Consider the following 26,663-nt stretch of genomic DNA (forward strand, 5'->3'; position numbering starts at 1 on the left):
AATAACGCCAAAGGCGTAGGTAAATATTATGCAAAAACCAATCACCCAAATAGTCATTGTAGGTGGCGGTACAGCCGGTTGGATAACGGCTGGATTATTGGCTGCTGAGCATAATGTCGACAAAGGTGTTCTAGCCCACGACCCAAAGTTAACGATTACCCTAATAGAATCTCCCGACGTTGCCACTATAGGCGTTGGCGAAGGCACTTGGCCTTCAATGCGTTCAACATTGAGTAAAATCGGTATTGATGAAAACGAGTTTATTCGCCGTTGTGACGCTAGCTTTAAACAAGGTTCACGATTTATTCATTGGCGCCATGACTCAGTTAATAATAACGCCCAAACTCAATCTGACAGTTATTTACATCCCTTTAGCTTACCCCACGGCCATCAAGAACTCGACTTATGCCCATTTTGGTTATCCCATGCAGACCAAGTGAGTTTTGCAGAGGCGGTGAGTAGCCAAGAAGTTCTGACTCAAATGGGGTTAGCGCCAAAAGCCATTTCATCGCCACAGTATCACTTCCAAAATAATTACGGCTATCACCTCAACGCCGGAAAATTCAGTCAACTATTAAGCGAACATTGCACCCAAAAACTTGGCGTAAAACATATCCGCGATCATGTCTGCCAAATTGTTAATAATGACCAAGGCGATATTGATAAACTGATGACCAAAGAGCATGGTGAAATTAGTGGCCAATTATTTATCGACTGCACGGGTGCCAAGTCACTATTGTTAGGTGAGCATTTAGAGGTGCCCTTTTTATGTCAAAAATCCGTTTTATTTAATGATAATGCCCTTGCCGTGCAAGTGCCTTATGAGCAAGCCGATAGTCCTATAGCATCTTGTACTCATTCAACTGCGCAACGCAATGGTTGGATTTGGGATATAGGCCTACCAACACGTAAAGGCGTGGGTTATGTGTATTCATCAAGCCACACCAATGACGGTGATGCAGAACAAACGCTGCTTAATTATTTAGGGGTTAATGGTGTCGCTGCCGATAAACTTCAACCGCGGAAATTATCTTTTAACCCCGGTTATCGAGCCAAGTGTTGGCAAAACAATTGTATTGCCATTGGTATGGCTGCTGGGTTTATTGAACCATTAGAAGCCTCTGCATTAGCATTAATTGAATGGACAGCATCAACCTTAGCGCAGCAATTACCGCCAAATCGTCAAGTGATGGACACTATATCTGCACGGGTTAACCAACGTTACCAATTACACTGGCAACAAATTATCGACTTTTTAAAGCTGCATTATGTAATAAGCCAACGCGAAGTTGATGGTTATTGGCGCGATCATCGCGACAACCAATCGATACCCGACAGCTTACAGGCGCAACTTGAATTGTGGCGCTACCAAGTGCCAAGCCAACAAGACATTAGCTACAAAGAAGCACTGTTTCCTGCGGCTAGCTTTCAATATGTATTGTATGGAATGGGATTTAACACTCAGTTGCCCACTCATGTAAAACCATCAATGCAGCAACTCGCTCAACGACTTTTTAACGATAACCAGCAACGCACTAAAGCATTAAGCAATAACTTACTCAGCAATCGCGCTTTACTTGAAAAAGTGGCTCAATATGGGTTTTCTAAACTGTAATCTACTTTAGCAGAGCAAGCTGCTAGTATTGAAAAAGATTAGCTCTAGCAACGACTAGCACCATGAATCACCTACAATAATCATAACAACAACGTATTTGAACGAACAAGATAGGACATCAATATGAGCCAACATGTATTACTCAACAGCATCGATCATAAAGACCTTAAGGTTATTACCACTCGTTCTGCCGCATTAGGCGACAACCTTTGGTTCAGCCTGACTTTTCCGCAAGAATTTCGCAGCGTTCAAGCTCATTACCCTATTTTCTTTCATAAAGACGCTGCCACGGGTCAGTTTTACTCAGTAGCATTGTTTGGTTTTCAGCAGAATGAAAATCTGTTTTTATCTGACGCTGGTTGGAATGCATCATATATCCCATTAAGTGTGCGTCGTCAGCCATTTTTGATTGGTCAACAAACAGTACAAGAAGATGGTGTTGAACATCAACAACGTGTTATCCACGTTGATTTAGCCCACCCAAGAGTGAGCAAAACAGAAGGTGAAGCCTTGTTTTTACCTTATGGCGGTAACACACCATTATTAGATGACGTCGGTGAAATGCTTGAAGCCATTCATCACGGACTCATCGACAACAATCGTTTCATTGATGTGTTAGTTCAACATGAGTTACTCGAATCATTCACCTTAGACATCGAATTAGATAATGGCCAAAAACATCAAATGATTGGCTTTTATACCATTAATGAAAACACCCTAGCGACATTGTCAGCCGAAACACTAGGTACTTTGCATCAACAAGGATACTTGCAAGCCATATACATGGCACTAGCATCGCAAAGCAAAGTCCGTGAATTACTTAACCTTAAAAATGCACAAGGTTAATCGATTATGCTGATGCCCAACACTGATTCAATACAAACGGATGCTATGCAAATGGTTAGCTGCGTTAGCGGTTGGACCTTAGATCAAGTGTTGGCTCATATTGAACATGCAGATAAACCCATGGTATTTAAAGGCTTATGCCTTACATGGCCACTAGTGCAAGCAGGTCTAGAATCTGCAGACAAAGCCATGGATTATCTGCGTCAATTTTATCAAGGCTCACAAGTTACAGCATATTATTTACCCCATGAGCAACATGGGCGGGTGTTTTACAACCAACAAGTTGATGGCTTTAATTACCAAGCTGGACGCCTTGATTTCAAACAATTATTAAGCCGTTTACAACAAGAAAACACCAGCCCAGAACCTGCTGGGATATACATGGGTTCAACTGACATACATCAATGTTTGCCAGGACTGGGTGAACACAACAGCTTAGATTTATCACCGACACAAGCGTTAACCAGTATTTGGCTCGGCAATCAAACGAATGTCGCAGCTCATTTTGATTTTCCGCTCAATCTAGCTTGTAACGCGGTAGGTAAACGTACTTTCACCTTATTTCCGCCAGAACAAATCAGTAATTTATATGTTGGCCCAATGGAGTTTGCTCCTGGCGGACAAGATATCAGTATGGTGGATTTCGCCGCCCCTGATTTTGTGCGTTTCCCTAAGTTCAAGCAGGCACTGGCGGCATCATTCACAGCAGAATTGAGCCCAGGCGATGTGCTTTTTATCCCCAGTATGTGGTGGCATCACGTTCGCGGCATTGAAGACTTTAACGTACTCATTACTCATTGGTGGCGCAACACACCAGGCCATTTAGGTCGACCGAATAATGCTCTACTGCACAGCATGCTAAGTTTACGCTCATTACCTAAAGCACAGCGCCAAGCGTGGAAAGCCTTATTCGATCATTATATTTTCGACCACGATGACGTTGATGATAGCCATATTCCTGACAACGCCAAAGGCATGTTAACCAAGCCACTAGATGAGTTAAACGCCCGCAAATTACGTGCAGATTTAATCAACAAATTAAAACGATAATGCTGAACACAGCAAGAAACTAAGACATTAAACAGGATGCCAAGATGAATAAATCAATCAAAAAAGTAGTGATTGCCGGTGGTGGTACAGCAGGTTGGATGGCAGCTGCCGCTTTTAGCAAACTATTAGGCAAAAACCTCGATATTGTCTTAGTCGAATCGGATCAGATTGGCACCGTCGGTGTAGGTGAAGCCACTATCCCTACCCTGCATATATTCCATCGTTTGCTGGGATTAAAAGAGCAAGATGTGATGGCCGCCACCAACGCGACTTTTAAACTCGGTATTCAATTTGAAAACTGGCATGACGTCAATAAAGACTATTTACATTCATTTGGTTTTTTAGGCAAAGACTGCTGGGCCTGTGGTTTTCAGCACTTTTGGCTTAAAGGTCAACAGCAAAATATGGTCAGCCAAATTGGTGATTATTGCACCGAACATTTAGCCGCTCGCCAAGGCCGATTTGCAGTGCTACCCAATCAAGATTACAACCATGCTTACCATATGGACGCCAGCCTTTACGCTAAGTTTCTGCGAAAATTTGCTGAGCAACACGGCATAAGCCGTATTGAAGGTAAAATTGCCGATGTGTTGCAACATGAAGACACAGGTAATATTCGCGCATTACAACTTGAAAATGGTGAGTTAATTGAAGGCGATCTATTTATCGACTGCACCGGATTTAAAGCCTTATTAATTGAACAAACGTTAAATACTGGCTTTGAAGACTGGAGTCATTGGTTACCTTGCGACAGCGCTATTGCAGTGCAAACTGAAGCGGTACAGAAACCCATTCCTTACACACGCTCAATTGCTCGAGAATCTGGCTGGCAATGGCGTATCCCATTACAAACTCGTACTGGTAATGGTTTAGTTTTTTGCAGTAAATATATTTCTGATGCCGATGCGACCGAGTTGTTACTGAACAATATTGAAGGTTCACCTATCAATCAACCGCGGGTAATCAAGTTCAAAACAGGTACTCGTCGTCAACATTGGAACAAAAACTGTATTGCAGTTGGTTTATCAGCAGGATTTTTAGAACCTTTAGAATCCACCAGCATTCATATGATCCAACGTAGTATTGTACGCTTATTACAGCTATTCCCCTCTCATGGGGTTATTCAGGCTGACGTAGATGAATTTAATCAGCAAACCAAGATAGAAATGGACAATATTCGCGACTTTATCATTCTCCATTACAAAGTGACTGACCGCGAAGACAGCCGTTTTTGGCGTTATTGTAAAAACATGCCAATTCCAGCGTCATTACAACATCGTATCGACATGTTCAGTCAGTCTGGCAAGGTTTACAAATACGGTAACGAGCTATTTGGTGAAAGCTCGTGGATCCAAGTCATGATGGGACAAGGTCTAGAACCTAAAGAGTACCACCCAATTGTCGACATGATGGAAGAAGCTGAATTACAAAGCTTTTTAAACAGCATTAAAGCGACCGTAAAACGCAAAGTCGAAACCTTGCCCGCTCATCATGATTTTGTGGAACATTATTGTAAATCGACTGCGATGCAAGGCTAAAGCGGATGTCAGCATCAGAAACTACAACGCCGATTGTTGAGGTCAATAACATTGCACCACAGGTGCAATACATTGGCCAACAACAAACGCCGATCATCGTTATTGATAACTTTGCAGGTGATATCACCAAGCTAATTGATATCGCCATCAATGACAGTCAATTTAGTCAAGACCAAGGCTCATATTACCCGGGGCAACGCACTGCGCTGCCAAGGCAATATATCATCGACGTTATCAATTCGGTATTTCAGCTGATTTATGATGTTTACCGCATTCCAACCCAATTACGGCTAAAGCCGCAGCAATGTGTTTATTCGTTAATCGACAAACAACCAGAAAGCCTAGCACCGCTGCAATGCTTACCCCATTTTGACACCCCAAGCCCGCATTACTTTGCCATTTTGCATTATCTAAATGATGGGCCCCACGGCAACACGGGTTTTTTTAGGCATAATCTGAGTGGTTATGAGCGGATCACAGCGGAAAATATCGACCATTATTTTGCTAAAGCACAACCTTTTCTCGATGACAAAAAACACACTACACCCAGTTACTTTGTTGCCAGCGATGAACATTACAGCTTGTATCATCAAATAGAATATCGGCCTAATCGCTTAGTGATTTACCCGGGTAACTTGCTTCATTCAACCTTAGTAAACCCACAAACCGACATAGATGCCACTCCCAGTTCTGGCCGCCTCACCGCCAACATATTTATCAATTTTCAATAACAAGGATCTCGTTATGATTAACCCTCTTTGGGCATTTATGTCTATTTGTTATAAACATAAACTGAATAAAACGCATGCTGCATTACTGGCGATCAGCTTATTCAGTGTCACTCCTAGCGCATTTGCCTCACACCCGAATATCACCCCAGAAATGCTGCATGCATTAACAACATTGCCAGACAGCGAAAAACTGCGTATTGGCGATCGGATCAGTAATGTTGAAGATGAGATTAATCGTTTATTACCACAGCTCACACTGGCTGAAAAAGTATCCTTGGTGCATGCTGCAGGTAAATTTCATATCCCTGCCATTGAGCGCTTAGGCATACATGAAATGTGGATGTCAGATGGCCCCCACGGAGTACGTTACGAAATTGAACGTGATTCTTGGGCACCCGCAGGCTGGACTAACGATTATTCGACCTACTTGCCACCACTAACTGCCGTTGCGGCAAGTTGGGACCCTAATATGGCGAGCCTACACGGTAATGTATTAGGTGCAGAAGCACGTCATCGCAATAAGGACCTTATTCTTGGCCCAGGGGTTAACCTCGCAAGATTGCCATTGTATGGGCGTAACTTTGAATACATGGGTGAAGACCCTTTTTTAGCCGCCAGTTTAGTGGTGCCAGAAGTATTAGCGATTCAAGCTAATGATGTAGGAGCAACAGTAAAACATTACGCCTTAAACACTCAGGAACTCAACCGTACTGGGGTAAACGCTAAACCGGATGAACGCACCTTGCGCGAAGTGTATTTACCCGCCTTTGAGGCGGCAGTAAAACAAGCCAATGTGCATGCCATTATGGGCGCATATAACGAGTTTCGTGGCACCAATGCCAACCAAAGCGCTCACCTAGTCAATACAATATTAAAAGGTGAATGGGGTTATCAAGGCGTGTTATTAACCGACTGGAATGTCGACATCAATACCTATGATGCCGCAATGAATGGCCTTGATATTGAAATGGGTACCGATGTCGCTGATTTCGACGATTACTTTTTAGCTAAACCATTATTGGACATGATTAACGCAGGCAAAGTACCCGTGGCGGTTTTAGATGACAAAGTCCGCCGTATTTTAAGGGTACAACTCAGTATCGGCATGATGGATAAACAGCGCTTATCGGGTCAGCGTAACACTCAAGCACATCGTAATGATGCCAAAACCATTGCCGCTAACGGTATCGTGCTATTAAAAAATGACACTAATACTCTGCCGCTTAATCCGAATAAACTCAAACGGGTACTGGTGTTAGGCCCTAATACCGATAAGCGACATGGTTTTGGTGGTGGCTCATCTGAAGTCAAAGCTTTATATGAAATTAGCCCGCTTGATGGTTTAAAAGCCAAACTAGGTGACAAAGTCGATATTACTTTTATGCGCCCAGCCAGCAGCGACTTTATGCCTATTCCGAATGACTATCTCACCACTCGCCATTGGACAGGCACACCGTCTTGGCAAATTAACTATTACCGAGACAATGAAATGAAGCAGCTGGCCAGCGAATCATGGATCGCCGATCCGCAATTTGATGCCAAAGGAAAAAGCCAATTTATTGAAATTAAAGCAAGCCTTAAACCTATCGAAACAGGCAGCCACAGCTTTAATATTAAAGCAGATGGCAAAGTAGCGTTATACATTAATGACAAACCACTGCTCAATACAACCTCAGCAAATTCGGAAAAAGTGATAACTAACACAGTCAAGTTAACCGCGGGCGAAACCTATGCGATTAGCTTACGCTACCAAGGCGACAAACAAGCCACATTAGGCTGGGAAACACCCAACAGCTTATACAATAGTGAACAAGAGTATTTAGCCGCTGCAAAAAAAGCAGACGCTGTCATTTATTTTGGTGGCTTAAGCCATGCTGACGATCGTGAATCGATTGACCGCCCAAACATGACCTTACCCGGCCAGCAAGACGAAGTGATAACTAAACTGCTTAACGTCAACCCAAACACAATAGTGTTTTTGATTGGTGGTTCAGCGGTTGAAATGCCGTGGGCTGAAACGGCCAACACCATAGCTTGGGGTTGGTATGGTGGTATGGAAGCCGGTAATGCTTATGCAGACATGTTATTTGGCGATACCAATCCAAGTGGTAAAATGCCAATAACCTTACCGAAAAAGCTCACCGATACAGCACCTATAGCTTTAAATGACTATAACGAAACCGAGTCGTTGTATTCTGAGGGGGTATTTATTGGTTACCGCTGGTTTGAGCAACAACAAATTAAACCTTTGTTTGCCTTCGGCCATGGCTTGTCTTACAGCCAGTTCAGTTACCAAAACATCAAGCTATCAAGTGCGAGTATTGCTGGCGATGACACTATGACAGTCAAGGTAGATATTACCAACACCAGTAAAGTGGATGGCGCTGAAGTAGTGCAGTTGTATTTACACGATGCCAAAGCCAGTGTTCCGCGCCCCACTAAAGAACTAAAAGGTTTTGATAAACTCTGGTTAAAAGCCGGCGAAACGAAAACCGCTAGCTTTACCCTCACTCAACGTGATTTATCATTCTGGGACGTTAACACTAATGATTGGTTGGCAGAATCTGGCGAGTTTAAAGTAATGATTGGCGCATCGGTTGCCGATATTCGCTTACGCAAAACTTTTGACTATCAGAATAAGGCTAAATAATAGCTTGTGACTTGCTAGCATTCTTTATGGACAATAAGTTTACTTGCATTAAGTTTACTTGCATTAAGTTTACTGACGATAAGTCTGCTTTATACACCAGCAAAAAGGCAGGACACAGCTTTATGTACCCGTGTTCTGCCAATATATTCTACCTGTGTAACGTAAACATTGTGGTGCAGGTACTCGCCAATCTCAACTAAACATTAATCTTCAATAAATGCCATTAGCTGATCGGTTAGTTGTTTCGCCAACACAGGCTCACCAGCATTTTTCAGCAGCAAAGCAACACATTCTGCGGTGCATAAACCGCCTTCTATCTGATTACGCCGTAATGGATAAATCGAAGCCTGAGAAGCTTGTAATGCAACGCGAGGCAAGGTCTTAAGATAAGGGCTTTGATTAAACATCTTGCGCGCTTCTTGCCACGTCGCATCGATAAGCACTAAATACTCTGCAGATGCTGACGATACAGTAGTCTCTATCACAGCCTCATCGCTTGGAAATACCAACCCTACCTTACCTGCTGCGATCAAACTCAATAAGGCTGCATCAGGTTGTTTACGGTGCCATTCAACCACTCGGGCTCGTTCACCTAATACCTTAGACACCAACTGCCCAGTATTATTGGCTCGCAACACTTCGCGAGTATGGGTTAACAAAATAATATTCACAATAATACCTAACCGAATGAATGCTTTATCTGCATAATGTAACACAGCGATGCTAAAATCATAAAACAGCAACTATGCCAACATGATAAAAATATACCCTAATAGAATTACGTTATTCTTTGCAGTACATTTGCACCATCAATTTAAGCTATAATCGCCAAAATCTATTTTGTGTCACACGTCCTTTAATCCGAGTTGAAATCAGCTAATGATATTCCAGCAAGTTATCGCGTTATTTTTTGCCATGTTTATTTTAGCTATAGTGCCTGGCCCCGCAGTATTTGCGGTCGTATCAAGATCACTGTCAAATGGATTTAGTCACGGCGCAGCAATAACGTTTGGCGTATTGCTTGGTGATTTTCTCTATATATTGTTAGCACTGTTTGGCTTATCCACTATAGCTAACGCCATAGGGCCAGCATTCGAATTGATAAAATACGCCAGTGCGTTGTATTTATGTTGGCTTGGATTCAGCATGCTGCGCGCAACGGCTAAAGGCGCTAAATTAACAACGACACTGAGAGTGAGTCAGTTTAAAAACATCATCACAGGTAGCTTTATCGCCCTAAGCAACCCTAAAGCATTGATATTTTATGTCAGCTTTTTTCCTGCTTTTGTACCGATGAATCACGTCAGCTTTACCGACGTTATCCTAATACTCACTATTGCAACCTGCGCTTTTGGTTCTGTAAACCTCGCTTACGCTTACCTCGCATCGGGTGCTAAACGACTCTTTATCTCACCCAATTTTACAACCATAATGAATCGTATAGCAGGCTCTATCATGCTGCTTTCAGGCATTTTAGTTGCTATTACGATATAGGATTATCAATGACCGCGTTACGCTTTACCCCATTAACCTTAACAAGTGGATTAACCTTAAAAAACCGTGTTGTGGTACCACCAATGGCATCACAAACGGCTGACAGTAATGGTTTAGCTACCGAACAAACCTTTAGCCATTATCAAAACTTAGCCCAGTCTGGCGCGGGCCTAGTAATGGTAGAGTACAGCCATGTCAATCTTGCTGGTCGCAGCGAAGCGAATCAACTGGGTGCACATGATGACGCGTGTTTACCCGGACTAAGCAACATTGCCAAGTTATTACATCAAATGGATGTTAAAACAGGCTTACAGATAACCCATTGTGGCGGTAAAGACAGTGCCGGTATTAGCACCGATATAATGGGCCCTTCTGGCATAACCGTGCCAGCATACGATCGGGTATTACCCACCCCCCGCGCCATGACATTGGAGGATATCGCGACTTGGCAACAAGACTTTGTTAATGGCGCTATTCGAGCGGATAAAGCTGGTTTTGATTTAGTCGAAATCCATTGTGCCCATGGTTACGGCATCAATCAGTGGTTATCGCCGCTGACCAATCAACGCCAAGACCAATATGGCGGCAGTATTGAAAATCGCGCCAGAATATTGCTAGAAATTGTGAGCAAAATAAAACAAGCCACACCAAGATTGGCAATAATGACCCGCATTCCTGGTCAAGATGGTTATCCCGGAGGGTTATCTCATGCCGATATGGGTCAAGTTAGCCTGTGGTTAGTTGCTGCAGGTGTTGAAATACTCAATGTATCTTCAGGTATTGGCGGTTGGAATCGCCCCAAAGATAAACGCGGCGAAGGCTTTTTAGTTGAAGATGCAGCACCGTTAACCGGTAAAACCTCTGCCGCGGTCATTGGTGTCGGCGGTATTGAAACAGTGAATTACATTGAAACCATTTTGGCGACTAAGCAAGTCGATTTAGTGGCAGTAGGCAGGGCTATTTTGGCGGGTCCAAGTGATTTTGCAACCCGATTGATGGCTCAACATAAATAATGCAGTAACATCAGCAATGGCTCGCGCTAAATGATGCTCTAGAGCCTAAATCTAATCTTAATTGCTAAGTATTAAGTACTAAAAAGCCCCTCAATAACACGTTATTGAGGGGCTTTTTAGTAAGTGTTACAAAGACGAGTGATAGAAATTAGTTACCGATTGTTTTCAATTTCTGTAGATAATCCGCTTTGCTTAATAATGCTATCACCTCTGCCGGTTCTAACCATGATTCTAATTGCAATAAGCTTTCAGCATGATTCAATTTCCACTCAGCAATGATTCTCGGGGCATAAAATGTCGGTTTCTGTTCGCCTAAGTCAGGTAACTGAGCAAGATGCCATTTAAATAATATAGGATTATTTATCAGTCGACTAAACGGATGTATGTGCTGTAAATGGGGCAAATTAGCTAGATTCTTTTTCAATTCCACCAAAATCTTAACTGGATTCTTTTCTTCAGGCGCTCGCAGTAATCCAATGGTTTTAATCCATTTAGTTCGCCTCGCGCCACCACTTAGCCATGACAAAGGGATCGATAACATCAACCCTATCGTAATCGGTAGTAACCAGTAAAATAGTTCTTTGCTCAGCAGCAGTGCGGTCAATGCAAGCATAACGCCAAACACAGTGTGACCTGCATGAGCACGCACAACTGATATCCAGCTCAATGCACCATCATCTCTAGATTGCGGCATCCAGCCACTGTCTTTTCCTCGAAATATAGACAACACCACGCCAAATTGAGAAACCATCAGAATAGGCGCATATAGACCTGACATCACCATTTCCAACAACGTACTCAGCGTTAACAATATTGGCCCGCCAAATCGTAAACAACGAGGAATATTAATCAAGGCAGCAAACCACCCAAACGCTTTAGGTGCGAGAACAATTGCCATTGAGACGATAAACAGACTTAACGCACGCTCAGAATCAAATACTGGCCATGTTGGGAACAGCGATGGATTGGCAAAATACTCCGGACGAATAAAAGCCGCCTGCACGGCAATCGCAAGCCCTACCATAATCAAGGCTAACCAAAAAATTGCACTCAGGTAAGACATCACCCCAGACAATAGATGTAATCGAGTCGGTAACACAAAACCGCGAGCAAACATAAATGCTGAATGCTGTAAATTACCCTGGCACCATCGACGGTCACGGATCATCACATCAATTAACGACGGTGGAGCTTCTTCAAATGAAGCCTCAATATCAGTATCAAAACGTACTCCCCACCCTGCACGACGCAGCAACGCCGCTTCTATAAAATCATGACTTAATACATGGCCGCCAAAAGGTGCTTTACCGGACAGAATAGGCAGATGACATGACTCAGCAAATGCTTTGGTGCGAATAATGGCATTATGGCCCCAAAAATTTGAGGACAAACCATGCCAAGCCGACAAACCCTCGGCATAAATAGGACCGAAGCATTGATTGGCAAACTGTTGCAAACGGCTGTAAAGCGTATTGGCAAACACCAGTGTCGGTAAGGTTTGAATAAGACCGACGCCAGGTGCGCCAGCTAAACGACGTGATAATGTCACCATCGACTTTGCGCTCATTATGCTGTCAGCATCAAGCACTATCATGGCATCATAATCCCCTCCCCAGCGTTGAACCCAGTCGCCGATATTCCCAGCTTTACGTTCACTATTTTGATGACGTCGACGATAATAAACCGGACAGCCATACTGATTTTTATTGATCAACTCAAAGAAAGTATGCTCCTCAGCAATCCATGCATCAGCTCGATTAGTGTCACTGAGAATAAAAAAAGCATATTTTCCAGGTGCTGTAGCAATGAGATCCGCACTCATAGCCTCTATGGTGGCCCTGATACGAAGCGGGTCTTCATTATAAATGGGTAGCAATATAGCCGTTCTGAAGCTTGGTTCTATCTCGTTCTCTTTAATTAGACGCGGTTTGAGATGTAACAGAAAGCCCAATAAAGCTTGTGAAAAAGCAAAAGCAACCCAGAGAAAGTTAATGCTAAACAACACTAAAAAGACCATCTGTAAACTGGTAATTGCATTGGTATTAAGCACCAAATACATTTCTCTTATGCCATAAGTCGATAAACCCGCGGTGACCATAAACACAAATAACCGTGCAACAAATGTTCGAAGCGTAAACCACACAGTTTGTTGACTCGGATTCAACCTGTGGCCCGGCTCAGAAACCTCATGACGAGACATAACCAATGGCGACTCGTCAGGCAATGCACGTCCGCCATAGTAGGTATTGTTAACTTGAGCAGATCGAGGATTATTGTTTTCTATCATAAAGGCCAGTCCTCTGCTGTAAATCGATACAGCCATGTCATACCAATTGGTTTATCTTTGTTCCTAAGCTGTACACGTAATTCAGCAACATCGGCATCTTGAGGATCAAACGTGATAAAAACTCTGGCACCATCAACATTGGGATTAAACTCAATGCGTGATTCCAAAATAGCGCCGCTGCTGATACTGGCATCCACGTGAATATGACTGACATCGTCAGCACTAATATGGCTGTAATCGATAACGATTTCGTTTTTATCCGTCGATAACTTACGGCCCCCAGCAGTTCGAACAATCCTGACTTTCCCCTCTGTGTTGGGAATATTATCAACCCAAGTCAGTTGGTATGAGTACGCAAATGACTGACCTTTTTTCAAGCCTTGTTCTGGCTTCCAATAGGCAACAATATTGTCATTGGCTTCAGAATCAGATGGAATTTCAACCAGTTCAACTCTACCTTTACCCCAATCACCAGTTGGTTCAACCCAGGCAGATGGACGAAGATGATAATTTGCTTCAAGATCCTGATAATAATCTAATTTTCTATGTGGTTGAATCAGACCAAATCCTTTAGGATTCTCATCCATAAAAGAACTCACTTGTAATCCCCGAGGATTATTGAGTGGCCGCCAAATTTTCTCACTGTTGCCTTTTTCCATTAACAGTCCTTCAGAGTCATGCACCGCTGGACGGTAATCGGCAGTATCAGCGCGATCTATGCCACCATGCATAAACATTGACGTTAACGGTGCCAGCCCCACATTTTTAACATCCTGCCTTGGGAAAAGCATCACATCGACACCCATTCGAGTTGGATCACCGGGATAAATAGCAAAACGATAGGCACCCGTCACACTTACACTGTCTAGCAACGCATGAACAACAATCGCCTTTTGGTGACTTGATGGTCGTTCAATCCAGAACTTTTTAAACAGAGGATATTCTTCGCCTTTAGGATCGGCAACATTGATGGCAAGTCCTCGAGTGGACAAACCATACGCTTGCCCTTTCGATACTCCGCGAAAATAACTTGCGCCCTGAAATACCAGAAACTCATCCTTATAATCATCGCGATTTATTGGATAATGCAGACGAAATCCAGCATATTTACCGACTTGTTCTAATATTTTGCCGATGGATTGATTGGGTACTTTGAAAGAGGATTCAGAGAGTTTAACCGGAAATGATTTACCGCTCTCGACCACATCAATGTCAATCAACTGTTGATAAATATAACCTGGAGCAAATAACTGTATAGAAAAAGGCGTGGGCGCATTGCCCCAAATAGCGGCATGTTGTTGGAAATTAATTTGACGATAGGTTGAGTAATCTATTTTAGTCAGCGCTTCGGGGGCTTGTTTGGGTTCGATAAAGGGGGTCTGGGACAGTTTATGAGCAACTTCTACGACTGTGTCATGGGAGAATGGCTTACTATCAGGCTTGGAGATTGGCGTTTCTGCATAAATAACATTTGCCCATGATACTAACAAAAGTAATACAGCAAGATTAACCAAAGCTTTCACAGAAAATCTATCATCAACCATTTGTTTAACTGGTGAATTGCAGAACATATCAAAATTCCTTATTGAAAATTCACAAAATAATTTCACAACAAAATGTTACAACATCATACTAATGTCTAAATCTAGAAATATGATTTTAATCGAAGATCATTGAGCTCGACTTAACTTCAGATCGGGTTAAGGTGTGGGATAAATTAGTTAACAATAGAATATTGGGTCTATTTCAAATCAAACTTGTCATTTGTTTTACTAACAAGGCACATTGACATATCAATCTCGAGCCTATGATAAGTTAATGAAACACTGTTGTAGGACAAAGAGCAGCTTAATGGCAGTATTCCGACAGAAGTGATTTAGTTTACTTAACACTATGAACATCACTCCGATTTTTTCTAAAGATCAATGCCAAGTAACTTGAACATAACAGTTGTTCTAGTATTAACAGAAAAATCTAAGAATTTTGAGTAATTTCCCTACTATATGAATAATCTTTAACACTCCAAACATACTTGGTCGAAATACAAAACCAATATAGAACCAAACACCAACTCAACATATGACATATTGAGTTGGTGTAGTAAACCTGGAGCGCCAATGTACGTTGATTAAAGTAGACGAGATCGCCCAAAGCTAGCTGAGCAAAGCCAATAAATCATTGGCATTACCCTGCCATGGACCTTGAGTGCCATCCGATAAAATACTATCTGCTAAACCTTGTTTGTGCTGCTGCATTTCTTGAATTTTCTCTTCAACGGTGCCTTGAGCAATCAATTTATACACGAATACTGGATTTAACTGACCAATACGGTGAGCGCGATCAGTTGCTTGACGTTCTGCCGCTGGGTTCCACCAAGGATCGAAGTGAATAACAGTATCAGCAGCGGTTAGGTTAAGCCCAGTACCACCAGCTTTTAAACTGATCAAAAACACTGAATTATCGCCTTCTTGAAACGCATCAATTTGAGTCTGTCGGTCACGAGTTTGCCCCGTCAACTTACTATAACTAATGGCCAAACGTTTTAGTTCATCTTCAATTAACGCCAGCATGCCAGTAAATTGGCTGAAGATAAGAATTTTACGACCGTCTTCAATCATGTCTGGCAGGTTTTGAATTAACCACGTCATTTTAGCGTTGTCTTTGACTTGCTGCGCTTGTTCAAGCTTCACTAAACGCGGATCGCAACAAGCTTGACGTAGCTTCAACAGTGCATCTAAAAATTCAATATGACTACTTGAAACTCCCTTTTTAGCAAATAATTCACGCAGCTTTTTCTCCATCACTAAACGGATAGATTCGTACAAATTACGTTGGTCTTTTTCAAGTTCCAAAGTTTGAATAATCACCGTTTTTTCGGGTAACTCAGAAACCACTTCTTTCTTAGTTCGGCGCAACATAAACGGAGCGATTCGTTTGCTCAATAACTGCGACTTTTCTACATCAGCTTGTTTCTCAATTGGGCCACGAAACTCTTTATTAAAATAAGTGTGTTGGCCTAATAAACCCGGTAAGCAAAAATCCATTAACGACTTTAGCTCGCCTAAATGGTTTTCAAGCGGTGTGCCAGATAAACATAAGCGAAACTTACCTTTAAGGGTTTTAATCACTTGAGTCACTTTGGCTTGCGCATTTTTGATTTGCTGTGCTTCATCCAAAATAATGTGCTCAAACACATATTCACTGTAAATGGCTTCATCTCGAAGCATTAATGGATAAGTGGTTACCACCACATCAAACTGGTTAATTTGCTCTAATAACGACTGGCGTTTACTACCGTGGATCACCACGACATTCAGCGATGGTGCAAATTTATGGGCTTCTTTTAACCAGTTCCCCACTAAACTAGTAGGACAAACAATTAAACTGGTGCGACGTATCGTCGCGTCTTGCTTAGCTTTCAGTAAAAAAGCCAAGGTTTGAATGGTTTTACCTAGGCCCATATCATCGGCCAAAATGCCACCTAATTGATATTCTTTAAGAAAACACAGCCAATCAAATCCCTGCTTTTGATAATCACGTAACGTTGCATGTAAACCAGCAGGTAACTCTACGAGAACGACACCTTTAAACTCTGCCAGTTTTGTGGCTAGGTTGCGTACTCGTTCACCATTAAGCAAACGCACGTCACTGGCCGATAAATCATTCAAAATATGTGCACGGTTACGGGGTATAGCAATAACATCACCAGAATGACGATTAAACAATTCTTGGATAATGCTAATTAATGGCTTAATGGTTTTAGCTTTAATTTTAATAAAGCCACCATTGGGCCCAGGTAAAAGTAATTCATCATCATCTGCCGGCTCACCATTTTGTTGCAACCAACGAGCCACTAAGGCTAATAACGGTACGCTTTGGCCGTCAATATCGGCACTCAGCGATAGTGAAAACCATCCTGATTCATCATCGTCTACGAGGTCGACATCTAGCTGAGCATCGGTAATTTGTAGGTCAAAGTCATCATCAAAATGAATCTCCATGCCTAATGCATTCAATGCATCAAGACCGTTACTGGTCAATTCAGACCATTCGAAGATAGATTCTGGTAATAAACCAACACTGACATAATAAGCTTGCTGGGAACTTGCTAAAACATTCTCAGGCTCTAGTGTCACCAAACCAACATCAGTTAATGATTGCAATGCCGCAAGTTCTTTTTCAGTATCTCGGTGTACTTGATACTGAATCTGATTTTTTTTAACAAGACTAATACGCTCAGGTTTAGTGCTGGCATTAAATATTATTTCGCCATAACAATGATCCACCCGAATAACCGGTTGCATAATCTGACTGCCGGCAAAAAACTCGCGGGTAAAGGTTAATCGAGTCAGTAATGGATCCGTGATTTCACAAAAATCAATTTCACTTGGCACCGGTACCGTTTTAGGTGAAAAGTGCTGCAGCATTTTATGGCTAATCGCATCAACTTGAGCTAATGGAACGGGCGGCATGTGTTGCAATAAACTCAATTTTTTTACCGGCAAATCAGTGTCGATTTGACCTAAATGCAAATAATCTAACTCGACATATAATGGTGGCACTGTGGCGATAAATTCCCAATTTTCCAGCCCTGGCATACGCATTTGCATTTGGGTGTGTTTTTTATCATGCTCAAGCCAAATAAACTCAGGCACTATGGCTTTGCCCCACGTTAACGGTGTGCGATTTTCTTCCCAAAAACACACTTCTGCAGCCAGCATTTTTGTAATCGCTAAAAATGAAATTTCACCTTCAATGTAAATTTTAGAACCATGATTATTTGATGATAATAATAAGCTGATAATTTGCTTATCTTCAGGATCTATCCACCACGGCATACTGTAACGAATATCGGCCAAAGCAAGTTTACTGCCCTTATTAAATTGACCTTTTTTATTTAATTTACTGCGTTTAAACTCAACATAAATGCCCTGAGGGTCATTGGACAACACATAAATAATGCGGTCTTTTTCTTCATCTTCAACCTCAAACTCAGCAACCGTCTTTTGTTCGTCAAGCTGACGTAACCATTGGTGAATACGTTGTTCTTCAACTGGCTTTTTATCGACCAGTGCCAGCAATGCTGCTGTAACATGTTTGCAGTTGGTTCCGACCGGACAAGTACAATAAGAACGCATCACAATTTTGTGATTAACATTCACTAGGGTGATTTCTTGCCTATATGGCTCTGCTGCAGAACCTTGAACATAGGCTTCAATGTCATGGTTATCACTACTAGCAGTGACTTCTAGCACACGGCCTTGGATCAAATAGTTTTGCGCTTTTTGAATTTGGGGGGCCGAAAACAGTTTCGCAATCATCTCTAATGAGAGCTTAATGGGAAGATTAAACAGTTTCGCCGACATCAATATACCTAATAAAACCGCAGCAAAATAAGCAATGGCTGCTGATAAAAAGTTAACTTACCATTCTATGGAAGAAAGCAGATAATATCTAGGCTTTGCTGATGTTTCGAGCAAAAAACTCAACTAATAACGCAATCGCGCAGCTGTGGCTTAGCTAAAGTACACCAAGATTAAAAATCGACTGTCGATCCCTAGGGTCTGTTGATCTTTGCAGGTTAAATTTTGTTCGAGATAAAAACATTTTAATCGAGGCGAGCGGATTGCTGCCTAGCAATCTAAGCTAAATTAGCTCAACAAAGAGTAAAACGTTTTTAGCCGAACCCTTCGGGCAGCGTTTGTTGGTCATTTTTACTGCGTTATCGACTTTTTATGTAGAATAACTACACCACAAAGTCTCTGCCTTGTACAAATGACCAACAATTCGCTGCAAAAACAACCTTGAAAGATCAACAGGCCCTAAAACAAACAAAAATTTCACACTTAACCCATTCGCGCCATCAATAGGTGATTATGGTAATCACAATCATCAATAAAAAAGGCGAAAGTAAAAACAAGGTTTTTAAGCGAGTTAATTGATGTCTTAACCGCTGTAAAGCAGGATCTTGCAACAATGATAAATGACCAGAATGAAACGACTCCATCAACAGAATTTGAGTATACTTTTGTGCCTGCTCCATTTTACTGCTCATGTCATGGCAACGTTGATACTCGTCAGGATAGTAAAGCTGAATATATTGGCAAATACCTTGGGTCATCATATTCAATTTATATATCAAAAAACTCATTGTTATTATTGATAAAACAACCCAACTAAACACAATCATTTAACGCCTCTATTTACCTATACCAACACGTTCAAAAATCTTATTCGATCAATCACGTTAAAAAGTAACAGCCATGTAAAATGGTTACTATGAAAAAATTAATGACTCACTAAAAACGCTCAACAGACCATTGTATTGCCATCAATCCAATCGCGACCGAGCCAAGTTGCATCCCCCAGTTTCGATACCAGAGGGTATGACGAATAAATATTAATAACGGCAAAACTGCCGCTAAAATAGCCAGTTGGCCTATTTCAACGCCAACATTAAATGCTAAGATTGCTAATAATTTTTGATTTTCAGGCAATCCAAGTTCACCTAATACTCCAGCAAATCCCATGCCGTGTAATAAGCCAAACGCAAAAGTGATCCAACCTAATCGCAATACAATTGGCCACACATTATTTAAGGCGGCAAACAACACCGACAATGCGATGCCAAGCTCAACCCAATGGCTACTGAAATTAAGGACTCCCATCGCAGTGGCCGTTAACGTGACTGAATGCGCTAACGTAAATGCGGTAACAATCCACGCGGTATCTTTAAAAATTTGTTTCGGGTTATCGATTGCATGCCATTTTTTTTGTTCTCGAACCAATACACAAGTGAGCAACAATGCCAGCAAAAATAAAATATGATCTGTGCCTTTCCAAATATGAATCATGCCTTGATAAACATATTCAGTAAACGTAGCGCTGGCCTGACTTTCACCTAAATTAACCAATATTGTTGGCTTATCGTTATTGATTACACGAGCGTATTGATGATCGGGCGCGGTAATAGTCACAATCACTTGATGATCGGGATCAATATCAAAAAAGGCTTGATCATTGATGGATAACACCCCCGAACTATTACACTCAGCTTGAAACGAGGCGACTAAATAGCCTTCATTAAAATGCTGATCAATTTGTTGGGCGTCTTTAAAAGTCAGCGGACAATCTTGTTGTCGACCAATGGCTAAAGAAGATTGTAAATAATCAACCATAGCCACATGATTGGCTTGTAATTCTGCCCAAGTGATCTCGCCATCTTGGTTATCATCCATAGGAACAATTTGATTGATATCAAAAAATCCCACTTGCCAAGTCCCCTGTATTTGCCCTTGTTTATCCACGTTAACGGACAAATAACTGGTGCTCATTTGATGGGCAAAACTGCTATAACAAAATAATATCGAAAGCAATAATACACTGCTGGTGAACAACTTAAGGAATTGTCTATATCGTTTCACTAAAGGGTCCTTACAGACTATGTTTTCGAGACAAAGATGACGGCGAGTAATACTAACGTTTTATCATTAATAGCGCGACCCAACAATGCTTTAGCTTGCTATTAAAACAATCAGTTATACAAAAGCTTCTACCTGCCAGATTATTGTTATTCAGTAAAGTACTTATTAACGTTTACAAAAAATGTGGATAAACAACCTAGGAAGTCAATTATAAAACATCAATGCATTAAACAAACCTATAAAAAAACACCATAGGTTCGCTATGGTGTTTCTAAGATAATCAACAGTCCTTAGCCTTGGAGTAAATATTCTTCCGCTTTCTCAATACTGCGCGGTTTACCCACCAGCATTAAAATATCATTACGAGTTAACACCCACTCTGGTGGTGGCGGATCTATTTCCTCCCCTTTACGGCGTACAGCACGTAGCTCTACATCCAAAGTTTGCCACGGAATATCGGCAACTTTTTTACCTACCGCACTGGCTCCAGAAGCCAATGACACCGCGTGCAATAAATCCAAGGTGAAATCAGTTTCAGTTCCCGAGAAAAAGCCATGTAGATATTGATAGTGATTACGCCGCTCAGACTCAAGGCGTTTAATGATACGAGGTAATGGTACGCCACATTTGTACAACACTTGCGAGACCAACATCAAACTACCTTCGAGCGACTCTGGAATAACTTGCGTGGCACCCGCGTCTTTAAGCTCATGCAAATTACTATCATCACGAGTACGCACCAATATTTTTACGTCAGGAGCAAGCTTACGCGCCACGGCTAAACACTCTTCGGATTGTCTGGGTTCGCAAAACGTCACTACTACTAAACTGGCTTGGCGTATGCCCATATTCTTTAATAGCGCCATCCTGCAGGCATCACCAAAATGAATATTTTCACCCGCAGCCCTCGCTTCTGTCACCCGAGTAGGATCTAAATCCATTACCATGTAAGGCACGGCTTCAGTTTTTAAAAAACGGGCAATGGTTTGTCCTACACGGCCATAACCTAAAATAAGAACTGCATCACTGCTATCAGAAGGAGGCAATGCTCTCTCTATTGCTTCTTGTTTAGAAGACAATCTATTGCCGCTGACCTTTTTGGCAATATCAACGCTATGACGGATCAACCAAGGTGCTATCGACATCGAAATCACCGCCACCGCAACTAACACAGTACTCACTTCGGTTTCGAGTAATTGATAATTTACCGCCAATGCTAACAATACAAAACTAAACTCACCAACTTGGCCTAGACTGATTGCGGTACTGAGCGATACCTTGGTATTTTCGCCCACAAGTTTAAGCAAACCATGCACGATCAATATTTTAGTTAACACCACGCCGACCAAAATCAATAATACTTGCCACCAATATTGCATCACTAAATTGAAATCTAACAGCATACCAATAGAGATAAAAAATAAGCCCATTAATAAATCACGAAATGGCCTAATGTCAGCTTCTAACTGACGTCGATACTGACTTTCACCCAACAACATCCCCGCAATAAAAGCCCCTAATGCCATCGACAACCCAAGCCATTGGGTAAATGCGCCGGTCACTAGGGCTACAACCAAGGTTGATAACACGAATAACTCATTTGAACGTGAGCGTGCCACTTCGTCAAAAATCCGCGGCAATATCCATTTACCAAATGACATTAATCCTAAAAAGGCCAAAATACCGGTGAGTAATCCCCAGGCGATATTGTTGAAGCTCATTTCAGCACCGCCTTTGGCTAACAGCGGCATTAAAATCAATAACGGCACTACCGCTAAATCTTGAAATAACAACACACTAACCGACAGCTCGCCATGCTTTCGTCTTAACCAACCCAGTTCATTAAGCAACTTCAACACAATGGCTGTCGACGATAGCGCGATAGCAGACCCAATCACCACTGCAGCGACTAAGTTTTGCCCAACCAACATAGCAATACCGCCAGCCACAAAAGCCGTTAACAGCATTTGTGCACTACCCAAACCAAAAACGGTGCGACGCATTGCCCACAATCGAGGTACTGAAAACTCAAGGCCGAGGGTAAACATTAACAGTACAACACCTAACTCAGCCACTGATTGCATTTGTAACTGGGTAAACCAATGGAAACCATTGGGGCCACTCACAACCCCGGTCAACAAATAAGCTAAAATAGCTGGCAAGCCAAGTCTACGTAACAATGCAATCGCCACAATAGCAATCACAAGCATCAACAAAATATGGATAAAAATGCTGTGTTCCATTCGGGATTAGGCTCCTTGTCAAAAAACTGTCGAAAGGGAATTAAACGTTTTAATTCTACTACAGTAAAACAATAACCAATTAATAACTATAGAAAAATTTTCATAGGCACGATTATTGCTATTAACATAGTAATTAGTTGTCACGTACTGGAACAAATACAATGGATTTTTCAATAGCAACAGAATTATATCCTGAGGATTACTGGTATCGTTCAGACACTTACTTGAATACGGAATCTGAATTAGACCTTATTCAAGTAATTCAACAACTACATGGAAGTTTAGATCCTCGGACAGTTTTTGCCTGTTTTGGCAAAACCCTAGGACAACATTTGCCTGTCAAAGGAGTGCAGTTGACCCTAGATAAACAAAAATTTGTTTGGGGACGTCACTACGGTATTGAACTACAACGTACTGTTAATGATATGTTTTACATAACATATCAGTTATCAGTACCCCTCACGCCGTCACAAAAACAAACATTAGAACGACTTGAAAGTGTGTTAGTTCAGCCGTTAAATAATGCGTTAAAGTATCAAAATATGTCAAATCAAGCCATGTTTGACGCATTAACTAACTTAGGTAACCGTTATTATTATCGGCAAGCTATTGATATTGCATTAGCACGAGTCAATCGCCGGCAAGGGCAAGTGTCGTTAATTGTTTTAGATTTAGATAAATTTAAACAACTTAATGATGTACACGGCCATAAAGTGGGTGATTTTGTATTAGTTGGTTTTGCAGAGTTAATCAATCAGGCCATTCGTAATACCGACCAAGCTTTCAGGATCGGTGGTGACGAATTTGTCATAATTACCCAAGGCGGATCCCACGCGGCGGCAAATGTATGCGAACGTATTATAGAAATGATGCCAAAACATGCTGAACTCACCGAATATAACATTCAATGCAGTTTCGGCGTTGCGGAGTCGTTACCGCAGCAAGAGGTTGAAGATTTATATGAGCGAGCAGATAAAGCAATGTATGCAGCAAAAGCAGCTGGTCGCAATTGTTATCGAATCTGCGATAAATAACCTGAGCTCGGGATAAATAACATAAAAGTTTCCATCCAAACTGACAACTAATTGTAAAAAAAGACCTTATATCAATCAATAAGGTCTTTAATATCTGCATTAAAATGACATTACATTCCACGCAGTTGAATACGCCTTAAAAACTCCGTCATTACGCGATCATAAACTAAGTCACCTAAAAACAAATCCTCGACGCCATGGTCAATACTTGGATTGTCGTTCACTTCAATCACATAAGCTTTACCGTCTATTTCTTTTAAATCGACACCATACAATCCTGCACCAATTAAATTAGACGCTTTTACCGCTGCATCAACAATATTTTGCGGCACCATTTTCAAATCGATACAGTCAAAATCACCACTGCTTACGCGGCCACTTTGATGATGTTGGTAAATCTGCCAATGGCCGCGACTCATAAAGTAACGACAGGCATAAATAGGTTGACGATTTAACACCCCGATACGCCAATCATAATCGGTTGGCATAAACGCTTGGGCTAAAATTAACGCACTGTGTTCAAAAATTATAGCAGCTTGTTCAAGTAAGGTTTCACGGTCTTTCACTTTAACCACCCCGAGCGAAAATGCGCCATCAGGCACTTTAAGCACAATCGGTAAGCCGATGGTATCAATAACATTATCGGCCCAGTTTTTATCTGAGGCTTTAAAGATTAAACTTTTGGGTACAGGCACTTTATGTTTATTTAATAGCTCGGTTAAAAATACCTTATTAGTACACTTCATAATGGATTCAGGATCGTCCATTACCACCAACCCAAGTTGCTCTGCGGCTTTAGCAAACCGATAGGTAAAGTTGCTGATATTGGTGGTTGAGCGAATAAATAAACCATCAAATTCGCTTAACCGAGCCAGATCATGAGATCCTATTTGGACCAAATCCATACCAATACGATTAGCTGACTTAGTAAATAGCTTGAGTGCGCCTTTGTTTGATGGCAACATTTTTTCATGCTCATCCACCAACATGGCAATTTCGTAACGATAACGTTTCGACGGTTTCGGTAAACGCCACACTTTTTGCGAAAACACTTCAAGATACTTGGCAAATAAATCTTGTTCTGAGTCGGTTAAGTCTTGAAACGCCGCAGGCTCAATGGTATTAACTTGCCATTTCCCTGACATTTTTAACAAACTCACCTGCAATACAGGCACGGTAAAACGTTCAAATATTTTACGCGCAAGCTTCTCCAGTGATGGATTATCACAATAGCCAAAAAACAGCTTCATGGTCACTTCATTCACCGTATCTGGTAGCTTATCTAAGTCTGATTGCGGCAAACTAAAAAAACGGTCTTGAGATAAATCATTAATGGTCATTACCCTAGGGATCACCCTATGACCGCGAGCTTCAGCCATGAGCGAGCAGTAATAACCGGTACTTAAATAGTCATAACTGCGACACAAGTTAATCACTTGCATGGCACTTTGATCTGCAAATGCACCCATTTCTAAATAATCATGAACCGTGACCATATGGTCACTGGGTAAATAAGGACGCCAATCATTAACATCGTCGGTGACAATTAAAAAATGAGCCATAAATATCTGTTGCCTCTTGTGCGGTTTAGCGCGTAAATTAAGCCACTATCATGTTTGCCAACTCGAGCCGACTCATGCTGCTTCGTCAAGCTATCCCCAGCGATTTACCACAACTAAACCACATCGAAAATAATGCATTTAGCGGTGATAAAATCAGTTCACGGCAGATGAAACGTTTCATTAATTCGCCACTAGACAGCTTATTAGTGGTAGAAATAGACGGTACACTGGCAGGCTATGCCCTAGTGTTGTTTCATCGTGGCACTCGGCTAGCTAGGCTGTACTCTATTGCCGTTGCTAGCGAATTTAGAGGCCGCAATATTGCCTTTGAACTGGTCACACAATGTGAGCACACCGTGGTCGAGCGTGGTTTCATTACATTACGCCTAGAAGTGCGAAACGACAATATCGCCGCAAAAAATCTTTATTTGAAAATGGGTTATAAAGTCCTAAAAACCTTAGTGCATTATTATGACGACTTGGCCGATGGCGTACGCATGCACAAACGCTTAGACCCTCCAGGGCCAAGCAAAGTGATTAAGATGCCATTATATATACAAACCACACCATTCACCTGTGGCGCAGCCTGCTTAATGATGGCCATGAGTGCTATTAAACCGCAATATCAACCAAGTCGAGTTGATGAACTGAGCATTTGGCGCGAAGCCACCACTATTTTTATGACCAGCGGTCATGGTGGTTGCAGTGTTCATGGTTTGGCGTTGGCGGCGATTAAACGTGGCTTACAGATTGAGATGTACAGCCAATCAACGTCAGTCCCTTTTATTGATAGCGTACGTGATAGTAATAAAAAAGAAGTCATCACGATTGTGCATGACGATTTTTGCCAACAATTGGCTGCACAAGGTATTGAGATCCATAATACCTCGCCAAGTTTGGCTCAACTTCGTAATTGGATAGATTGTGGTTATGCCGTTTTGCTGATGATAAGTACTTATCGCTTTAATGGCGAGAAAGGCCCGCATTGGGTGGTATTAAGCGGTTACAACGAGCAGTTTATGTTTATTCACGACCCGTTTGTTGAAGCACAAAAGGATGCGATTAATGCGGCGTATGTACCGATTAGTCAGTCTGAACTGGCGCAAGTGATGCAGTATGGGAAACAGAAGTTGGTGTCTTGTTTAGTGGTTAAGTCTTTATCATAACGATGGTTTT

The 26,663-nt window shown here is 41.8% G+C and carries 18 protein-coding genes; 10 read left to right on the plus strand and 8 right to left on the minus strand.

Features of this window, described 5'->3' with window-relative positions; genetic code table 11:
• Positions 1–28: 28 nt before the first annotated feature.
• The 6 genes from FH971_RS13105 to FH971_RS13130 all read left to right on the plus strand — a co-directional run bounded on the left by FH971_RS13105 (position 29) and on the right by FH971_RS13130 (position 8,430).
• Complete coding sequence (locus FH971_RS13105) at positions 29–1,615, plus strand: tryptophan halogenase family protein (protein WP_140234593.1); 1,587 nt, start codon at positions 29–31, stop codon at positions 1,613–1,615.
• A 123-nt stretch (positions 1,616–1,738) separates the two neighbouring features.
• Positions 1,739–2,461, plus strand: a complete 723-nt coding sequence (locus FH971_RS13110; RefSeq protein ID WP_140234594.1) for a SapC family protein — start codon at positions 1,739–1,741, stop codon at positions 2,459–2,461.
• 6 nt (positions 2,462–2,467) lie between these two features.
• A complete protein-coding gene (locus tag FH971_RS13115; RefSeq protein WP_240778302.1) occupies positions 2,468–3,511 on the plus strand; it encodes a cupin-like domain-containing protein in 1,044 nt (347 codons plus the stop codon).
• 44 nt (positions 3,512–3,555) lie between these two features.
• Positions 3,556–5,049 (plus strand): tryptophan halogenase family protein, encoded by a 1,494-nt coding sequence (locus FH971_RS13120; protein WP_140234595.1) that lies wholly within the window; start codon positions 3,556–3,558, stop codon positions 5,047–5,049.
• A 5-nt stretch (positions 5,050–5,054) separates the two neighbouring features.
• Positions 5,055–5,780: a DUF6445 family protein gene (locus tag FH971_RS13125; protein WP_140234596.1), complete on the plus strand. Its 726-nt coding sequence runs from the start codon at positions 5,055–5,057 to the stop codon at positions 5,778–5,780.
• A 13-nt stretch (positions 5,781–5,793) separates the two neighbouring features.
• Entirely contained in the window at positions 5,794–8,430 is a 2,637-nt protein-coding gene (locus FH971_RS13130; RefSeq protein ID WP_240778304.1) for a glycoside hydrolase family 3 C-terminal domain-containing protein, read from the plus strand.
• 203 nt (positions 8,431–8,633) lie between these two features.
• On the opposite strand, the gene FH971_RS13135 is transcribed toward FH971_RS13130, so the two are convergent.
• Positions 8,634–9,101, minus strand: coding sequence for a tRNA-uridine aminocarboxypropyltransferase (locus tag FH971_RS13135; RefSeq protein WP_167496021.1), 468 nt, complete (start codon positions 9,099–9,101; stop codon positions 8,634–8,636).
• Between the two features lie 208 nt (positions 9,102–9,309).
• Between FH971_RS13135 and FH971_RS13140 the strand changes: the two genes are divergently transcribed.
• The gene (locus FH971_RS13140) at positions 9,310–9,924 is read left to right on the plus strand and encodes a LysE family translocator (RefSeq protein WP_140234598.1); all 615 of its coding nucleotides are present in this window, start codon (positions 9,310–9,312) and stop codon (positions 9,922–9,924) included.
• Positions 9,925–9,932: 8 nt separating this feature from the next.
• A complete protein-coding gene (locus FH971_RS13145) occupies positions 9,933–10,937 on the plus strand; it encodes an oxidoreductase (RefSeq protein ID WP_140234599.1) in 1,005 nt (334 codons plus the stop codon).
• A 148-nt stretch (positions 10,938–11,085) separates the two neighbouring features.
• On the opposite strand, the gene mdoH is transcribed toward FH971_RS13145, so the two are convergent.
• The 6 genes from mdoH to FH971_RS13180 all read right to left on the minus strand — a co-directional run bounded on the left by mdoH (position 11,086) and on the right by FH971_RS13180 (position 22,891).
• Positions 11,086–13,224 carry a glucans biosynthesis glucosyltransferase MdoH gene (gene mdoH, locus FH971_RS13150; RefSeq protein WP_140234600.1) on the minus strand — a complete coding sequence of 713 codons (2,139 nt, stop codon included), beginning with the start codon at positions 13,222–13,224 and terminating at the stop codon, positions 11,086–11,088.
• Complete coding sequence (locus tag FH971_RS13155) at positions 13,221–14,795, minus strand: glucan biosynthesis protein G (protein ID WP_140234601.1); 1,575 nt, start codon at positions 14,793–14,795, stop codon at positions 13,221–13,223. The genes mdoH and FH971_RS13155 overlap by 4 nt, the downstream gene beginning before the upstream one ends.
• Positions 14,796–15,377: 582 nt before the next feature.
• Positions 15,378–18,590: a DEAD/DEAH box helicase gene (locus tag FH971_RS13160; protein ID WP_140234602.1), complete on the minus strand. Its 3,213-nt coding sequence runs from the start codon at positions 18,588–18,590 to the stop codon at positions 15,378–15,380.
• A gap of 497 nt (positions 18,591–19,087) precedes the next feature.
• On the minus strand, positions 19,088–19,366 hold the full coding sequence (locus tag FH971_RS13170) for a hypothetical protein (RefSeq protein WP_137226581.1): 279 nt from the start codon (positions 19,364–19,366) through the stop codon (positions 19,088–19,090).
• 157 nt (positions 19,367–19,523) lie between these two features.
• Positions 19,524–20,648: a HupE/UreJ family protein gene (locus tag FH971_RS13175; protein WP_240778305.1), complete on the minus strand. Its 1,125-nt coding sequence runs from the start codon at positions 20,646–20,648 to the stop codon at positions 19,524–19,526.
• A gap of 290 nt (positions 20,649–20,938) precedes the next feature.
• Positions 20,939–22,891 (minus strand): monovalent cation:proton antiporter family protein, encoded by a 1,953-nt coding sequence (locus FH971_RS13180; RefSeq protein WP_140234603.1) that lies wholly within the window; start codon positions 22,889–22,891, stop codon positions 20,939–20,941.
• Between the two features lie 161 nt (positions 22,892–23,052).
• Between FH971_RS13180 and dgcS the strand changes: the two genes are divergently transcribed.
• Complete coding sequence (gene dgcS / locus FH971_RS13185; RefSeq protein ID WP_140234604.1) at positions 23,053–23,925, plus strand: diguanylate cyclase DgcS; 873 nt, start codon at positions 23,053–23,055, stop codon at positions 23,923–23,925.
• 110 nt (positions 23,926–24,035) lie between these two features.
• Here dgcS and FH971_RS13190 read toward each other — a convergent pair whose 3' ends face one another.
• Positions 24,036–25,487 (minus strand): RimK family protein, encoded by a 1,452-nt coding sequence (locus tag FH971_RS13190; protein ID WP_137226578.1) that lies wholly within the window; start codon positions 25,485–25,487, stop codon positions 24,036–24,038.
• A gap of 74 nt (positions 25,488–25,561) precedes the next feature.
• On the opposite strand from FH971_RS13190, the gene FH971_RS13195 reads away from it, so the two are divergent.
• Positions 25,562–26,653 carry a GNAT family N-acetyltransferase/peptidase C39 family protein gene (locus FH971_RS13195; protein WP_140234605.1) on the plus strand — a complete coding sequence of 364 codons (1,092 nt, stop codon included), beginning with the start codon at positions 25,562–25,564 and terminating at the stop codon, positions 26,651–26,653.
• Positions 26,654–26,663: the final 10 nt, after the last annotated feature.

The organism is Shewanella polaris, assembly GCF_006385555.1.
Classification (GTDB): Bacteria; Pseudomonadota; Gammaproteobacteria; order Enterobacterales; family Shewanellaceae; genus Shewanella; species Shewanella polaris.

Excerpts from the sequence above, each read along its gene's own strand:
- FH971_RS13105 (WP_140234593.1), top strand. The coding sequence starts at position 29 with ATGCAAAAACCAATCACCCAAATAGTCATTGTAGGTGGCGGTACAGCC.
- FH971_RS13110 (WP_140234594.1), top strand. The coding sequence starts at position 1,739 with ATGAGCCAACATGTATTACTCAACAGCATCGATCATAAAGACCTTAAG.
- FH971_RS13115 (WP_240778302.1), top strand. The coding sequence starts at position 2,468 with ATGCTGATGCCCAACACTGATTCAATACAAACGGATGCTATGCAAATG.
- FH971_RS13120 (WP_140234595.1), top strand. The coding sequence starts at position 3,556 with ATGAATAAATCAATCAAAAAAGTAGTGATTGCCGGTGGTGGTACAGCA.
- FH971_RS13125 (WP_140234596.1), top strand. The coding sequence starts at position 5,055 with ATGTCAGCATCAGAAACTACAACGCCGATTGTTGAGGTCAATAACATT.
- FH971_RS13130 (WP_240778304.1), top strand. The coding sequence starts at position 5,794 with ATGATTAACCCTCTTTGGGCATTTATGTCTATTTGTTATAAACATAAA.
- FH971_RS13140 (WP_140234598.1), top strand. The coding sequence starts at position 9,310 with ATGATATTCCAGCAAGTTATCGCGTTATTTTTTGCCATGTTTATTTTA.
- FH971_RS13145 (WP_140234599.1), top strand. The coding sequence starts at position 9,933 with ATGACCGCGTTACGCTTTACCCCATTAACCTTAACAAGTGGATTAACC.
- mdoH (WP_140234600.1), bottom strand. The coding sequence starts at position 13,224 with ATGATAGAAAACAATAATCCTCGATCTGCTCAAGTTAACAATACCTAC.
- FH971_RS13155 (WP_140234601.1), bottom strand. The coding sequence starts at position 14,795 with ATGTTCTGCAATTCACCAGTTAAACAAATGGTTGATGATAGATTTTCT.
- FH971_RS13160 (WP_140234602.1), bottom strand. The coding sequence starts at position 18,590 with ATGTCGGCGAAACTGTTTAATCTTCCCATTAAGCTCTCATTAGAGATG.
- FH971_RS13180 (WP_140234603.1), bottom strand. The coding sequence starts at position 22,891 with ATGGAACACAGCATTTTTATCCATATTTTGTTGATGCTTGTGATTGCT.
- dgcS (WP_140234604.1), top strand. The coding sequence starts at position 23,053 with ATGGATTTTTCAATAGCAACAGAATTATATCCTGAGGATTACTGGTAT.
- FH971_RS13190 (WP_137226578.1), bottom strand. The coding sequence starts at position 25,487 with ATGGCTCATTTTTTAATTGTCACCGACGATGTTAATGATTGGCGTCCT.
- FH971_RS13195 (WP_140234605.1), top strand. The coding sequence starts at position 25,562 with ATGCTGCTTCGTCAAGCTATCCCCAGCGATTTACCACAACTAAACCAC.